Here is a 14,958-nt window from a genome sequence, read left to right as displayed (position 1 = left end):
CTGCTATCGCACGCCCTTGATGCGATAGACCAGCACGCCACCGAGCACTGAGAGCGCACCCGACAGCAGGTACAAACCGGTGTACCCACCGAGGTTGTGCACCATCACTGCGGCCACGATCGGTGCGAAAACATTGGGCAGTGCGATGGCCAGATTGATAATCCCGATGTCTTTGCCGTTATTCGACACGGTCGGCAGCACCTGCGACACGAGCGCGAAATCGACGGATGTGAACACGCCGGTACCGATTCCCAGAATGGCCGAAGCGACCACGACCGTCTCAAAGCTCGACGTGTACGCCATGAGCACCGTGGCGATCGAGATAAAGATGGCGCTTGCCGAGACGAAGATGCGCCGCCGTCCGAGCTTGTCTGAGATCACCCCGGCAACGACGACCGTGGCGAACACCGACGCAGCGTACGTGCCCGTGAGAATCAAGACGCCATCGCTCACCCGGAGGCCGCTCTCAGTGCCGGCGGCATCATCGCGCACGAGTCCGATGGCGTCTTGGAGAAAGTAATAGAGGTAGAAGAGCGCTGTAGCGCTACTGAGCGTGACGATGAATCGGGTCAGCCAAGCCCAGCCGAAGTCGGGGTGTCGACGAATGTCGACCCAGTAACAGGCGAGTAATTCGCGCAGTCGGAATGGTGGCCGGGTGGCCTTCAGTGCGGCGGGTAGCGGCGTCTCCCACCGGCTCAGCAAAAATGGCAACATCGCCACAATGCACGCCGCGGCGCAGAGGACATAGCCCATTGTGGTGCCGAGCGGTCCGGTCCACACGGCCGTGGCGATGGTGCCGATCGCGGTTCCGGCGACGACAGCGAACGTATAAGCAAAGCCGTACCAGCCCGAAACAAGGCCGCGCTGTGGCACCGGAACGTGATCGGGAACGGATGCGGACAGTGGCGAAATCACGGCGTTGATAGCGGTCTGAAAGGCGATCCAACTGATCAGCAGCGCGGGCAGGGTCTGCGAGAGGCCGGCAGCAACCATGGCGAGGGAGACGACCACCAAGCCGCCAGCCATCCACGGGGTGCGGCGCCCCCACCGTGACACGGTACGGTCTGAGAGAGCACCCCAGAGCGGAGTGGAGATCAGCGCGAACAGGCCGGTGATGAATCCGATCAGCGCGAGGTTACCCTCCTTGCTGTCGGTGAAGAAACCCCAGGGGATACCGGCCGTAAGTCGCTCGACCTGCGGAGACATGAGTATCTGGCCGGGACCGGCCCACACGATATTGATGCCGATATAGGCAAAGGTGAACTTCGTGATCCAGCCGCGGGAGGCGCGCGTGGTGGGCTCTGGCGGATCAGTCGTTGGCGCTGACGCCTCGGTGTAGCGCGACATGGCTCATCCTTTCGCGCATCAGTGCGTGAGGCGGCAGCGGGCGGGCTGCTTAGGGCGTCGAAACATCCTAAGTCATGACTCTAGAGCACAAATCGTCAGGATTTCCAGCATCTAAACACGAGATCACAATAAAAAACGGATGCGCACCCGAGTGGGTGCGCATCCGTTTCGGAGATGCCGTTTTTACCGCACGCGGAAGCTGCGTACCATCGGGCAATCGAAGGGATCACGAGCCGAAAGCCCGACCCTGTTGAGGTATTCGATGACGATCTTGTACGACTGCGTCAGTGACGTCTCGGTGTAGAGGATGTTGTGCGTCTCACAGTATTCCTTGGTGATCACCTGGGCACGGCGCAGGTGCGGGCGGGCCATGTTCGGGAACAGGTGGTGCTCGACCTGATAGTTGAGGCCGCCCATGAAGGTGTCCATCAGGGTGCCGCCACGGATATTGCGCGAGGTGAGAACCTGGCGACGCAAGAAGTCAACCTTGCTTTCGTTCGGCAGGATCGGCATGCCCTTGTGGTTCGGTGCGAACGACGCGCCCATGTAGACGCCGAAAACGGCCATCTGCACACCGACGAAGGCAAACGCCATGCCCAGCGGCAGAAAGTAGAAGATGGCGGCGAGGTACAGCGAGAGACGCGTGGTGAGCATGGTGATCTCGAGCCAGCGCTTGTCGACCTTGCCCTTGCCGAAGACCGTGCGGAAACCGTGGATGTGCAGGTTGATGCCCTCAAGTGTCAGCAGCGGGAAGAACCAGTAGCCCTGCTTGCGCGTCATGAAGGAGGTGAGCCAGTTGACCTTCTTCGCGTCGTCTTCAAGGAAGACGATGAAGTCGGGGTCGATGTCAGGGTCTTTGCCGATGACGTTCGGGTTGGCGTGGTGACGGCTGTGCTTGGTCATCCACCAGGCGTAGCTGATGCCGACGAACAGGTTGGCGAGCACGCGGCCGGCTCGATCGTTGGCGGGGCCCGAGGTGAAGACCGCCCGGTGCGAGGCCTCGTGGGCGAGGAAAGCGAACTGGGTGAAGATAATGCCGAGTGCGGCGGCGATGAGCAGCTGGAACCAGCTGTCCCCGAGCAGGATGAATCCGGTGACAGCGCCGGCGGTGGCGACCACGAGGATCGAGAAGATCGCCCAGTAGAAGCCCATGCTGCGTCGCAGGAGCCCCAAGTTGCGCACCGTATGCAGCAGTGCAGAGTACTCGGTGGTGGGATTCTTCCTGTCGCCGCCGGGGCGAGTTTTGATGATTCGTACAGAGGGGGCTGCAGCAGCAGCAGCAGCAGCAGTAGCGTCCGACATGAGGCCTTTGGGGGATCTTGACTTCTCAGTCGGGAGTCGAGCAATTACTCGTAAAACAGATACCCGATATCCTATGGGCGCGGCGTCGATTATTGCTGCATTTCACAAGGCATTCCCAGTCGCTATATGCCTCAAACGGCATATGCTCCGCTTTGGGGACGTGACGTGTGCCTGCCCAGAGGAGCGGTTTCAGAGCGTTCTTAGACCCAGCTCGGGAGCCACATATGCAATTGCCAGAACCAGAGTGGCGTTTGCATGCCCGTCCAGATCGGGTAGAAAAACAGGCTGAGCAGAAGTGCTGCGCCGAGGAACACTCCGACGAGTCGGAGGCCGACGGCGCTGCGACCGCGTGCACCGTCCTCTCCCACCGTCACGGCATCGAGCGCTTCAGGTTGAGGCACCTTTCCGAGCAACATTCCGATCACCCAGACCAGGCCGAGCAGTAGATACGGTTCGAATGCGATTGTGTAAAACTGAAAGACCGTGCGGTTCAGATACATCAGCCACGGGAGGTATCCCGCGACCATGCCCATCAGGATCAGACCGACCTGCCACTGGCGGTAGCGAGCGAATCGGTACACCAGGTAGAGGGTCGCAGCGCCGGCCGCCCACCAGATCAGGGGATTGGCCACGTCGAGAATCGCCTCGGAGCACTTGGCTGAGGCGCATCCGTTTTGGCCGAGCGTTGTGCCCTCGTAAAACATGCTCGTGGGCCGGTTCATGAGAAGCCAGGTGAGCGGGTTTGCTTGGTACGGATGTGGTGTCGACAAGCCGACGTGGTAGTTGTAGATCGCCACCTGGTAGTGCCAGAAGCTCTGCCAGACGTGAGGGACCCACGAGAGCGGACCCGTCCAGGCGGCGCCCGGTTCGCTCGCGAACTGCCGGTAGAAGCCGCCCTGGGTCACCAGCCACCCGGTCCAGGACACCACGAGAGTGGTGACGGCGATCGGAACCAGTAAGACGAAACTGACCGGACCCTGCTTCAACACCGCCCCGCTGAGCCAGAACGGCACGCCGGCCCGACGTCGGGCCAGGGCATCGACCACCACGACGTAGACGCCAAAGGCCGCAACGAAGTAGAAGCCTGACCATTTCACCGAGCTGGCCAAGCCGAAGGCCAGGCCCGCACCGATCAGCCAGGGGCGCCACCAGAGGGCTGGGCCCCAACTGGGATCGAGCCCGGCCTCCCTGCGCTGCATCAGCCAGCCGGCCAGTCGTCGCTCATGCCAACCGCGATCGAGCAGTATCGCTCCGAAACCGAGCAGGGTGAAGAACATGACCGAGTTGTCAAGAAGTGCAACCCGCGACATGACAATCGCGTTGCCATCGATCGCGAACAGAAAACCGGCGATTGTCGCCAGCGTCACCGATCCGAACAGCCTGCGGGCGATGAGCATGAGCAGAACAACGGCAAGAATTCCGATCAGGGCGGTCGCGATACGCCAGCCCCAACTGCTGTCGGCACCGAACGCCGCCATGCCGAGCGCGATCAGCCATTTACCAAGCGGAGGATGCACCACGAAGGAGCCTTCCGTGGTGAAGATGTTGGTCTCGCCGGCAGCAAATCTGGCGTCAGCGTTATCGGGCCAGGTTGACTCGTAGCCGTTGTTGAACAGCGACCAGGCATCCTTCACATAGAAGGTCTCGTCGAAAACGAGTGAGTGTGGAGTGCCGAGGTTCCAGAGGCGCAGCACGGCAGCCAGGACGGTGACCGCGAGCGGACCGACGAAGCGAAGCCAGGGATGTGTGAGAAGCACCTGATCATCGTACTGAGCCGCGGGCTGCGAGACTGGAGCCATGATCATTCTTGCTGCGACACCGATTGGCAACCTCGGAGACGCATCAACGCGCCTCGTCGAGGCACTCCGCACCGCAACAGTTATCGCCGCCGAAGACACGCGAGTCACGGTGCATCTGCTGAAGGCGCTCGGCATCGAGAACAGGCCCACACTCATCAGCATGCACGATCACAACGAACGGGAGAAGACTGCCGAACTCGTCGAACTGGCCCGCGACAGCGATCTGCTGGTGCTCAGCGATGCCGGCATGCCCACCGTCTCAGACCCCGGTTTTCACCTCGTTGACGCCGCCGCCGCGGCCGGAGTTCAGGTCACGGCGATTCCCGGCCCGTCGGCCGTGCTCACCGCGTTGGCCGTTTCAGGTCTGCCCACTGACAGATTCAGTTTCGAGGGTTTCCTGCCACGCAAGGGCGGCGACCGACGTTCGGCGTTGCGTGAACTCGCCGATGAGCGCCGCACGATGGTGTTTTTCGAATCCCCGAACCGTCTGGCCGCTTCGCTGACGGATGTCGCGGCGACTCTGGGCGAGACCCGACGTGTCGTGGTCTGCCGCGAATTGACGAAGTTCTACGAAGAAGTGAAGCGCGGCACAGCGATCGAGCTCGCCGCCTGGGCCGCGGACGGTGTCAAGGGCGAGATCTGTGTGGTCATCGCGGGGGCCGAGCCGCGCGTGATGGACCTGGCCAGTGGAGTCGGCGAGGTGCTTGCTCTGGTGGCGTCAGGGGAGCGGTTGAAGGATGCCGCGGCCGAGGTTTCCGCAGCGACCGGCCTGGGCAAGCGGGATCTCTATGAGGCGGCGCTGAACCGGAAGGAATCACCGAAGGTCGCCCCAGCGGAGCTTCCATTGCACTAGTAGAGTAATCCTCATGAAGCCCAGTGGGGGGTTTCGGTCGGAGGTGCACGATGCCACACGCGGTGAAGTTCTCCCAGTTCGGCGGTCCTGACGTACTTGAGCTCGTGCCCATGACGCGACCGGTACCGGCCGACGGCGAGGTCGTCGTCGAGGTGATGGCCGCGGGGCTCAACCCGGCCGAGACCGCGGTGCGCGAGGGCCGGTATCAGAGCGAGTACCCCCTTACCTTTCCGGTGGGGCAGGGCAGCGATTTTGCCGGCTTCATCTCGGCGATTGGCAGCGGGGTGACCGGATGGGCCGTAAACGATGCCGTGTTCGGGCACACCATCCTCGCCTCGCACGCCAACTTCGTGGTCGTGCCGGCCGGTAATATTCTGCACAAGCCCGATCATCTGCCCTGGGAAGTTGCGGGCAGCCTCTTCGTTGCGGCATCGTTGGCCTGGAATGCCGTGGCCGATGCGAATCCGGCGGCGGGCCAAACCGTCCTCGTGCATGCGTCGGCGGGAGGAGTGGGCTGGATCGCGGCACAACTCGCTCGGTTGCGCGGCGCGACGGTGATCGGAACGGCGAGCCCGTCACATTTCGACCATCTGCGCCAGATCGGGGTGATTCCGATCGCTCACGGGCCGGACCTCACCGAACGGCTCGCGGCCCTCGCTCCGGGCGGTATCGACTTCGAGCTCGACCACAACGCCAGCCCGAGTCTGGTCACGATCGATTCCACCGATGAGCGTGCACTCGCCCAGGTGGCGGTGATGGTGGCCAATCATCAGATCTCGGTGCCCGTCGCCGCCATTTACCCGCTTGGCCAGGTGCAAGACGCCTACCGAGAGCTGGAGGCCGGCCACGCGCACGGCAAGATCGTGTTGAGCATGCTGCCGGTCGGATACGCCCATCAAAAGGTGCACGCCGTCGATATTCGTGCGAGCGAAGCCATGAAAGATGACCCGAACCGGGCGCCGTATCCGCATACCCATGAGGCGCTTCCGCCGGTCCTCGGGCACCGGCGCGGACAGCCGCATCCGCACTACGTCGAAGGCGATATCGACTAGCGGCACAGCGATGCGCTGGGCTCCAATAAGATATGAGCATGTCTGACGGCTCCTCTTTCTACATCACCACGCCGATCTTCTACGTGAATGATGTTCCGCACATCGGGCACGCCTATACGGAGGTGGCCGCTGATGTGCTCGCCCGCTGGCATCGCCAGTCGGGTGACGACGCGTGGCTGCTCACCGGAACCGACGAACACGGCCAGAAGATTCTGCGCACGGCAGTAGCGAACGGCGTGACTCCCAAGGAGTGGGCCGACCGTCTCGTTGAGACCGCGTGGAAGCCGCTCCTCGGCACCGTGAACATCGCCAATGATGATTTCATCCGAACCACCGATGCACGCCACGAGGTGAATGCGGCCAAGTTCGTGCAGCATTTGCACGACGAAGGTCACATCTACACGGGCGAATTCGAGGGCTTCTATTGCGTGGGCTGCGAGGAATACAAGCAGCCGGGTGACCTCGTCGCCGGCACGGGGGACTACGCCGGGCAGCAGGTCTGCGCGATCCACTCAAAGCCCGTCGAACTGCTGCACGAGAAGAATTACTTCTTCCGCATGAGCGCGTTCGCCGACCGGCTGCTGGCGCTGTACGACGAGAACCCCGACTTCATTCAGCCCGAATCCGCGCGCAACGAGGTCGTCTCGTTCGTCAAGCACGGCCTGACCGACCTGTCGATCTCACGCTCAAGCTTTGACTGGGGCATCAAGGTGCCATGGGACGAAAGCCACGTCGTCTATGTCTGGTTCGACGCCCTGCTCAACTACATCACCGCGGCCGGGTACGGCCAAGATGACGAGAAGTTCGCCCGCCTCTGGCCGGCCACCCACATCGTCGGTAAAGACATCCTGCGCTTTCACGCCGTCATCTGGCCGGCCATGCTCATGGCCGCCGGCATCGAGGTTCCGAAGAAGGTGTTCGGTCACGGCTGGCTGCTCGTCGGCGGCGAGAAGATGTCGAAGTCGAAGCTCACCGGCATTGCGCCGAGTCAGATCACCGAGACGTTCGGTTCCGACGCCTTCCGTTACTACTTCATGCGCGCCATCAGCTTCGGCCAGGACGGTTCGTTCTCGTGGGAAGACCTCTCGGCGCGCTACCAGTCCGAGCTGGCGAACGGCTTCGGCAACCTGGCGTCCCGCGTCATTGCCATGGTCAACCGCTACTGCGAGGGTGCGATTCCCGCGGCCGGTGCGCTGACCGAGGCTGACGCACTGATTCGCGCCACCGAGAAGCGGGCGACGGATGCCGCAGCTGAAGCAATCGATCGCTTTGCCATTCATGAGGCACTCGCGAGCGTGTGGGAGCTTGTCGATGAACTCAACGGGTACATCACCACGCAGGAGCCGTGGGCGCTCTCGAAGGATCCCGCCAACCGGGAACGCCTCGAAACGGTGCTCAACACAGCTGTGCGTGGTGTCGGCACTCTCGCGGTGCTGCTCTCGCCGGTGATCCCCGTTGCGACCGCCAAGCTGTGGACCGCTCTCGGCGGCACCGGTCTCGTCACCGACCAGCGCATCGATACGGCCTGGGAATGGACCGGCTCCGGTCGCGTCGGCACCCTTGAGGCACTGTTCCCGCGCATCGAGGCGCCCGTTGGCTAACGACCCCGAACACGTTCGGAAACGCGCGCAGACCCAGGGGCGAGATCTCAGCTACCCGCCACTGCCTGAACCGCTCACTGTCGGGGTGTACGACAACCACACCCACCTCGAAATTGCCGATGGCGACGATCCTCTGTCGTGGCTTGACCAGCTCGACCGAGCCTCGAGCGTGGGCGTGCGCGGGGTGATTCAGGTCGGAAACGACCTGCCGACCTCACGCTGGTCTGCCGCAATGGCGGCGATCGAGCCGCGCATGCTCGCGGCCGTCGCCATCCATCCGAATGAAGCCCCGATTTATGAGGCGGCCGGCACGCTCGATGACGCCCTCGCCGAGATCGCCCAGTTGGCGACGCAGCCGCGCGTTGTCGCTGTCGGCGAGACCGGACTCGACTTCTTTCGCACGGGCGAAGAGGGGCAGGCCAGCCAGTATCGCTCGTTTGAAGCGCATATTGAGATCGCCAAAGCCAACAATCTGGCCCTGCAGATTCACGATCGTGACGCGCACGATGAGGTCATCAGCACGTTGCTGCGGGTAGGGGCTCCCGAGCGCACGGTGTTCCACTGCTATTCGGGCGATGCCGCGATGGCGAAGGTCTGCGCCGAGCACGGCTGGTACCTCTCCTTTTCAGGAACGGTGACATTCAAGAATTCAGTGGCGCTGCGTGAGGCTCTCAGCGTTACTCCGCGCGACTTGCTGCTCGTCGAGACGGATGCCCCTTTCCTCACGCCCATGCCGTATCGCGGCAGGCCGAACGCGCCCTACCTCATCCCGAACACACTGCGGGCCATGGCCGACCATCTCCAGACCGATGTCTCGGTGCTGGCAGCGCAAATCTCATCAAATACCGAGCTTGTCTACGGCCGCTGGGATGCCCAGCCGCTGACCGCCCCCCACACTCCCTCCGACGAGGAGAGAACGCCCATCGGAGGCATCGCATGAGCGAGACGACCAATTCAGACTCCGCGGAGTCAGCAGAACCTCAGCATGGCCGGCACGCAGCGGCCCCGGCCAAGGCGCCCAGCGCGTTGCTCGGCCCGGCCGAGATTCGTGATCTGGCCGAAATGCTCGGCGTGAATCCCACCAAGAAGCTCGGTCAGAACTTTGTGATCGACGCCAACACGGTGCGGCGGATCGTCAAGGTCGCCCAGATCACCCCGGGCGACACCGTCGTCGAGGTCGGCCCGGGTCTCGGCTCTCTCACGCTCGGGCTCACTGAGGTGGGGGCTGGCGTCGTGGCCGTCGAAATCGACGCCCGCCTGGCCGAGCAACTGCCGCTGACCGTCGAACTCATGCAGCCCGGCGTCCCGCTGACCGTGTTGCACGCCGACGCGTTGCGTGTCGTCGAGCTGCCCGGCAACCCGACCTGCCTGGTCGCGAACCTGCCGTATAACGTGTCGGTTCCGGTGCTGTTGCACCTGCTCGAAAATTTTGCCTCGATCCGGTCCGGCGTCGTCATGGTGCAGGCCGAAGTCGGCGAACGCCTCGCGGCGCCTCCCGGGTCAAAGGTCTACGGCAGCCCCAGTGTGAAGGCCGCCTGGTATGGCGACTTCCGCACGGCCGGCAAGGTGAGCCGCCAGGTGTTCTGGCCCGTTCCGAACGTCGACTCGATTCTTGTGGCCTTCGAACGCCGCGGTGAGCAACTCGAGAGTGAAGAACTGCGGTTGGCCACGTTTGCCCTCGTCGACGCTGCCTTCCAACAGCGTCGCAAGATGTTGCGGCAGTCGTTGTCGGTGCTCCTCGGTGATTCGGCAACGGCATCCACTGTGATCACTGCTGCGGGCATCGACCCGACGACGCGTGGCGAGCAACTGACGGTTCACGACTTCCTGGCGATCGCCCGGGCGTGGCCGACCGACTGAGTCGTCGGGTGCGCTGGCGTGATCGCTGGCCAACCGGTCAGCGTCAGAGAGCGCTTGGGCGCTGAGCTAGGTTAGAAACATGATGATCCCGGAGGCCTCCACGGTTGTCCATGCGAGAGCGCCGGGCAAGATCAATGTGTTTCTGAAAGTCGGGAGTCTGCAAGACGACGGCTACCACGAGCTCGCGACGGCCTTTCAAGCCGTCTCGCTCTATGAAGACGTGTGGGCGTATCCGGCCGACGATTTCTCGGTGGAGTTCAGCGGTTCGATCGACACCTCTGATCTGGTGACCGACGGCAGCAACCTCGCGATCAAAGCGGCCAGAGCGTTGGCGCGCAAGACGGGGTTCCGCGGGGGAGTGCGTCTCGTTATCTCGAAAAACGTCCCCATCGCCGGCGGCATGGGCGGTGGCTCCGCGGATGCCGCGGCCACTCTTCTCGCGTGCGATGCGCTGTGGGGAACCGCGGTGAGCAAAGAGGAACTGCTGGCGATCGCTGCGACACTCGGCGCCGACGTGCCGTTCGCGTTCATGGGGGGCACGGCTATCGGCACGGGGCGGGGCGACCAGCTGAGTCCGGCCCTGGCCAAGGGCCAGTTCCACTGGGTGTTGGCCCTCGCCGACTTCGGCCTGTCGACGCCGGGCGTGTACGCCGAACTCGACCGGCACCGTGACCGCCACGCTCAAGACATCTTTCCGGCCATCATGCAACCGAGCGTCGATGCACATGTGTTGCAGGCGCTGCGGGCCGGTGAGCCGGCGATGCTCGCGGAGACGCTCTCCAACGACCTTCAGGCGCCCGCGCTGCACCTGGCGCCGGGCCTGGCCCGGGTGCTCGAATTGGGCGAAGAGAACGGCGCGTTGGCCGGGATTCTCTCCGGTTCGGGTCCGACTGTCGCGTTTTTGGTGGCGGATACCGACAGTGCGCTCGAACTGCAGGTCGCGCTTTCGGCGCTGCGTATCCATGCGGTGCGCGCCACCGGACCCGTGCACGGCGCCCGCCTGATCCACGACGCGTAGAGCGCGCGCGGGACGCCGTCGCCGTGGATGAGAATCCTTACATGGGAGCCCGCCGACCTTGCACTCACGCCCCCCGGTAGTAGCATCACTACGCGCCAGACCTCGTGGATCAGGGGCCCTTCGACCCCCTCACTTTCGTCCATCCGGCGCTCTGAGAGCAATTTCTGGAACCATGACGGAGAGTTCCCATGTCACTCAAGAATTTGAAGCTACTTTCGGTCGGAATCGTCGGGCTGTCGATCGCCGCGGTACTGGCGGGGTGTGCCCCCGCTCCCTCCGCGACACCGAGCCAGAGCGCGGCGGGCTCGTCCAACTACCTGCCCTGCATCGTGTCCGACACTGCCGGGTTCAACGACCACTCTTTCAACCAGCTCGGGTTGCAGGGCGTTCAGCAAGCCGCGACCAAACTCGGGTCGACCTCGAAGAAAGTCGAATCCAAATCACCCAGCGACTACGTTCCGAACGTGAACGAGCTGGTCGCCCAGAAATGCAACATCATCGTCGCCAGCGGGTTCAACCTTGTCGCGGCTGTACAGACCGCTGCGGCGGCGAACCCGAAGACAGACTTCGCGATGATCGACGACAACTCGATCAAGCTGCCCAATGTGAAGCCAGTCGTCTACAACACGAATGAATCGGCCTTCCTCGGCGGTTATGCGGCGGCGGCCTTCAGCAAGACCGGTGTTGTGGCAACCTATGGCGGCCAGGAACTTCCGTCTGTGACGATTTACATGGACGGTTTTTGGGACGGCGTGCAGTACTACAACAAGAAGAACAACGCCACTGTGAAGGTTCTCGGCTGGGATGAGGCCACGCAGAAGGGTACCTTCGTGGGCAACTTCACCGACCAGAACGCCTCCAAGACGATCGCGACGAACCTGATCGGGCAGGGCGCGGACGTGATCGTGCCGGTCGCCGGTTCGCTCTACCAAGGCGCCGGAGCGGCGATCCGCTCGGCCGGGACGCCCGCAGTCTTGGAAGGCGTGGACGCCGATATCTTCCTCACCGACACGAACGGCTACCAGGACTTGGTTCTGACTTCGATCCTCAAGAACATCCAACCCACCGTCGCGACAGTTGTCGAGCAGTCCGCCTCGACGAGCACATTCGACAACAGCCCCTATGTGGGCACTCTCAAGAATGACGGCGTTGGACTGTCACCGTTCCACGACTTCGCGTCGAAGATTCCGAGCACCTTGACCGCCGAGTTGAAGACGATTCAAGCTGGCATCATCGACGGGTCCATCCCCGTTGCTTCTCCATCCGCCTTCGCCGGTTGATGTTCTCGCGCCGAGTGCGCCGCACCACCGAGCAAACTGATACCGGGAGCGCGTGAGATGAAACTCGAGCTGCGAGGGGTCACCAAACGGTTCGGCACGCTGGTCGCGAACGATCACATCGATCTGATGGTTGATGCGGGAGAGATCCACTGTCTGCTGGGTGAAAACGGTGCCGGAAAGTCAACCCTGATGAATGTGCTCTACGGCCTCTTGCAGGCCGACGAGGGCGAGGTTCTGATCGACGGGGTTGTCCAGAATTACACCGGGCCCGGAGACGCTATCCGTGCGGGAATCGGCATGGTCCACCAGCACTTCATGCTGATCCCGGTGTTCACGGTCGCTGAGAACCTGATGCTCGGCAACGAGCCGACCACGTTCGGGGGGCGCCTGAATTTGCCCGCCGCACGCGCCAAAGTTCGCGAGATCGCCGCCCGGTTCGGTTTCGACATCGACCCGGATGCGCTCATCGAGGATCTGCCGGTCGGTGTCCAACAGCGGGTCGAGATCATCAAGGCTCTCTCTCGAGACGCCACGATTCTGGTCTTCGATGAGCCGACGGCGGTGCTGACCCCCCAGGAGACCGACGAGCTCATGGCGATCATGCGACAGCTGAAGGCCGCCGGTACCGCAATCGTTTTCATTACGCACAAGCTGCGGGAAGTCCGCGAAGTGGCCGACCGGATCACGGTGGTGCGACTGGGAAAGGTGGTGGGGGAGGTGGCCCCGACCGCTTCGAACGTAGAGATGGCATCGATGATGGTCGGCCATGCCGTGCAACTGACGGTGTCAAAAGAGCCGGCGTCCCCCGGTGCGACCTCGCTCGTCGTCAACGATCTGACCGTGGTCGACGCGCGCGGACAGACCGTTGTCGACCATGTCAGTTTTGAGGTGCGGGCGGGCGAAATACTCGCAATCGCCGGCGTTCAAGGCAACGGCCAAACCGAATTGACCGAGGCGCTGTTCGGACTTCAGCGCAGCGTCACCGGCACGATTACGCTGAACGGGAAGAACCTGCACGGCATGAGCGTGCGTGCCGTCTTGAACTCGGGAGCGGGATTCATCCCGGAGGATCGGCAGGAGGACGGCCTGGTCTCCGAATTCACCATTGCCGAAAATTTGATCCTCGACCGGTTCTACCAGCGGCCGTTTGCCCGGCGTGGAAGCCTGCAGTTGACGACGTTGCGTGATTTTGCGCGAAAGAAAATGACCGAGTTCGATGTGCGCGCGCCGGATGTGACGACCCCGGTCGGGCGGCTCTCCGGCGGCAACCAGCAAAAGGTGGTGCTGGCGCGGGAACTCAGTCGCGAGCTGAGCCTGTTCGTGGCGGCGCAGCCCACCCGGGGTCTGGATGTCGGGTCGATCGAATTCATCCATGAGCGGGTCGTGGCGACGAGGGACACCGGTATTCCGGTCATCGTCGTATCCACCGAGTTGGATGAGGTGGTCGCGCTGGCCGACCGGATCGCCGTGATGTACCGCGGCGTGATCGTCGGGATCGTCGCCAGTGACACCTCCCGGGAAACCCTGGGACTGATGATGGCGGGCGAGATGCCGGCCGGAGTGGACAGCCTCTCATGAGCGTCGAGAGCGGCACTCCCGCGGTGACCGAGGACTCACGTTCACGGCGCCTGATCCGCGAGTGGGCCGGCGGCTCGGCGGCGGTCACCGTTCTGGCGATCTTTGCCTCCCTGGTGGTCGGTGCGATTCTGATTGCCGTGACAAACCCCCAGGTGCAACAGGCGGCCGGGTATTTCTTCGCCCAACCCCTCGCCACGTTCGAAGCCATCGGACGGGCAGTCGGCGGAGCCTATTCGTCGCTGTTCCAGGGCGGGGTCTACGACTTCAGCCAGCCCACGTTCGACGCCGGGATCAGCTCTCTGCTCAACAGTCTGAGTTATGCCACCCCGCTGATCGCGGCGGGTCTCGGAATTGGCATCGGGTTCCAAGCGGGAATCTTCAATATCGGTGGTCAGGGCCAAATGTTGATCGGCGGCGCACTGGCCGGCTGGATCGGCTCATCCCTCCCATTGCCGGTCGGCCTCCACCTGCTCGTCGCGGTCATCTTCGCTCTGGTCGGCGGGGCGGTCTGGGCCGGTATCGCCGGGGTATTGAAGGCCACGACCGGAGCCCATGAGGTGATCGTGACGATCATGCTCAACTACATTGCCTACTACCTGTTGAGCTATCTGCTCAGCACGGTGCTGAAGGCGCCCGGATCGAACAACCCGATCAGCCCCCCGGAATCTTCCACCGCGGTCTTCCCCGATCTCGGAGGGTCGCAGTTCCCGCTGAATCTTGGCTTCGTCGCGGTGATCGCGCTCACACTCTTCGCCTGGTGGCTGATGAGCCGCTCGTCGCTCGGCTACAGTTTTCGCGCAGTCGGCTTCAATCCCAAGGCCGCACGATTCGCGGGCATCAGTGTGAAACGCGTGACGATTTACACAATGTTGGTCTCGGGAGCTCTGGTCGGTTTCGCCGGTGCGTACCAGGTGCTGGGTCAGACCACGACCGGTTTCACCAACGCCCTCGATGGCGGAATCGGGTTCAGCGCAATCACCGTTGCTCTGCTGGGTCGTAACCAGCCGTGGGGAATCTTCTGGGCCGGTACCCTGTTCGGGGTATTCCAGTCCGGCGGCTACCGGATGCAAGCGGCGCAGGGGATCGATGTGGACATCGTCCTGGTGCTTCAGGCCATCATCGTGCTGTTCATCGCCGCACCGCCGCTCGTACGCTCAATCTTCCGGTTGCCCACACCGGGTGTGCACAAGCGGAAGAAGACTCCGGGCCAGGCTCCCGTGGAGGCGACCGCGAAATGAGCACGATGACGCGTTTCACGGGAGAGGTGG

The 14,958-nt window shown here is 63.0% G+C and carries 12 protein-coding genes; 9 read left to right on the top strand and 3 right to left on the bottom strand.

What is annotated here, in order from left to right:
- Positions 1 to 3: 3 nt before the first annotated feature.
- The 3 genes from HNR05_RS08320 to HNR05_RS08310 form a co-directional block, all read right to left on the bottom strand.
- The gene (locus tag HNR05_RS08320; RefSeq protein WP_179578582.1) at positions 4 to 1,347 is read right to left on the bottom strand and encodes an MFS transporter; all 1,344 of its coding nucleotides are present in this window, start codon (positions 1,345 to 1,347) and stop codon (positions 4 to 6) included.
- Between the two features lie 183 nt (positions 1,348 to 1,530).
- Positions 1,531 to 2,649 (bottom strand): fatty acid desaturase family protein, encoded by a 1,119-nt coding sequence (locus tag HNR05_RS08315; RefSeq protein WP_179578581.1) that lies wholly within the window; start codon positions 2,647 to 2,649, stop codon positions 1,531 to 1,533.
- A gap of 200 nt (positions 2,650 to 2,849) precedes the next feature.
- Entirely contained in the window at positions 2,850 to 4,406 is a 1,557-nt protein-coding gene (locus tag HNR05_RS08310; RefSeq protein WP_343062519.1) for a dolichyl-phosphate-mannose--protein mannosyltransferase, read from the bottom strand.
- A 40-nt stretch (positions 4,407 to 4,446) separates the two neighbouring features.
- Here HNR05_RS08310 and rsmI point away from each other — a divergent pair, with 40 nt between their 5' ends.
- From rsmI to HNR05_RS08265, 9 genes are all read left to right on the top strand, one after another.
- Positions 4,447 to 5,301: a 16S rRNA (cytidine(1402)-2'-O)-methyltransferase gene (gene rsmI / locus HNR05_RS08305; RefSeq protein WP_179578579.1), complete on the top strand. Its 855-nt coding sequence runs from the start codon at positions 4,447 to 4,449 to the stop codon at positions 5,299 to 5,301.
- Positions 5,302 to 5,351: 50 nt separating this feature from the next.
- Complete coding sequence (locus HNR05_RS08300) at positions 5,352 to 6,353, top strand: NADP-dependent oxidoreductase (protein WP_179578578.1); 1,002 nt, start codon at positions 5,352 to 5,354, stop codon at positions 6,351 to 6,353.
- A 38-nt stretch (positions 6,354 to 6,391) separates the two neighbouring features.
- Complete coding sequence (gene metG / locus HNR05_RS08295) at positions 6,392 to 7,954, top strand: methionine--tRNA ligase (protein ID WP_179578577.1); 1,563 nt, start codon at positions 6,392 to 6,394, stop codon at positions 7,952 to 7,954.
- Positions 7,947 to 8,894: a TatD family hydrolase gene (locus tag HNR05_RS08290; protein ID WP_179578576.1), complete on the top strand. Its 948-nt coding sequence runs from the start codon at positions 7,947 to 7,949 to the stop codon at positions 8,892 to 8,894. The genes metG and HNR05_RS08290 overlap by 8 nt, the downstream gene beginning before the upstream one ends.
- Before the next feature lie 122 nt (positions 8,895 to 9,016).
- Positions 9,017 to 9,814 carry a 16S rRNA (adenine(1518)-N(6)/adenine(1519)-N(6))-dimethyltransferase RsmA gene (rsmA, locus tag HNR05_RS08285; protein ID WP_246318572.1) on the top strand — a complete coding sequence of 266 codons (798 nt, stop codon included), beginning with the start codon at positions 9,017 to 9,019 and terminating at the stop codon, positions 9,812 to 9,814.
- A gap of 79 nt (positions 9,815 to 9,893) precedes the next feature.
- On the top strand, positions 9,894 to 10,832 hold the full coding sequence (locus HNR05_RS08280; RefSeq protein ID WP_179578574.1) for a 4-(cytidine 5'-diphospho)-2-C-methyl-D-erythritol kinase: 939 nt from the start codon (positions 9,894 to 9,896) through the stop codon (positions 10,830 to 10,832).
- Positions 10,833 to 11,020: 188 nt separating this feature from the next.
- Positions 11,021 to 12,112 (top strand): BMP family lipoprotein, encoded by a 1,092-nt coding sequence (locus tag HNR05_RS08275; protein ID WP_179578573.1) that lies wholly within the window; start codon positions 11,021 to 11,023, stop codon positions 12,110 to 12,112.
- A gap of 57 nt (positions 12,113 to 12,169) precedes the next feature.
- The gene (locus tag HNR05_RS08270) at positions 12,170 to 13,690 is read left to right on the top strand and encodes an ABC transporter ATP-binding protein (RefSeq protein ID WP_179578572.1); all 1,521 of its coding nucleotides are present in this window, start codon (positions 12,170 to 12,172) and stop codon (positions 13,688 to 13,690) included.
- On the top strand, positions 13,687 to 14,928 hold the full coding sequence (locus HNR05_RS08265; RefSeq protein WP_179578571.1) for an ABC transporter permease: 1,242 nt from the start codon (positions 13,687 to 13,689) through the stop codon (positions 14,926 to 14,928). Before HNR05_RS08270 ends, HNR05_RS08265 begins: the two co-directional genes overlap by 4 nt.
- Positions 14,929 to 14,958 lie beyond the last annotated feature (30 nt).

Source organism: Leifsonia psychrotolerans (assembly GCF_013410665.1).
Lineage (GTDB): Bacteria > Actinomycetota > Actinomycetes > Actinomycetales > Microbacteriaceae > Cryobacterium > Cryobacterium psychrotolerans_A.
The sequence above is the reverse complement of the archived record's forward strand: the minus strand, read 5'-3'. Positions and strand labels throughout refer to the sequence as shown.

Excerpts from the sequence above, each read along its gene's own strand:
- HNR05_RS08300 (WP_179578578.1), top strand. The coding sequence starts at position 5,352 with ATGCCACACGCGGTGAAGTTCTCCCAGTTCGGCGGTCCTGACGTACTT.
- HNR05_RS08320 (WP_179578582.1), bottom strand. The coding sequence starts at position 1,347 with ATGTCGCGCTACACCGAGGCGTCAGCGCCAACGACTGATCCGCCAGAG.
- HNR05_RS08315 (WP_179578581.1), bottom strand. The coding sequence starts at position 2,649 with ATGTCGGACGCTACTGCTGCTGCTGCTGCTGCTGCAGCCCCCTCTGTA.
- rsmA (WP_246318572.1), top strand. The coding sequence starts at position 9,017 with ATGCTCGGCGTGAATCCCACCAAGAAGCTCGGTCAGAACTTTGTGATC.
- rsmI (WP_179578579.1), top strand. The coding sequence starts at position 4,447 with ATGATCATTCTTGCTGCGACACCGATTGGCAACCTCGGAGACGCATCA.
- HNR05_RS08265 (WP_179578571.1), top strand. The coding sequence starts at position 13,687 with ATGAGCGTCGAGAGCGGCACTCCCGCGGTGACCGAGGACTCACGTTCA.
- metG (WP_179578577.1), top strand. The coding sequence starts at position 6,392 with ATGTCTGACGGCTCCTCTTTCTACATCACCACGCCGATCTTCTACGTG.
- HNR05_RS08270 (WP_179578572.1), top strand. The coding sequence starts at position 12,170 with ATGAAACTCGAGCTGCGAGGGGTCACCAAACGGTTCGGCACGCTGGTC.
- HNR05_RS08275 (WP_179578573.1), top strand. The coding sequence starts at position 11,021 with ATGTCACTCAAGAATTTGAAGCTACTTTCGGTCGGAATCGTCGGGCTG.
- HNR05_RS08280 (WP_179578574.1), top strand. The coding sequence starts at position 9,894 with ATGATGATCCCGGAGGCCTCCACGGTTGTCCATGCGAGAGCGCCGGGC.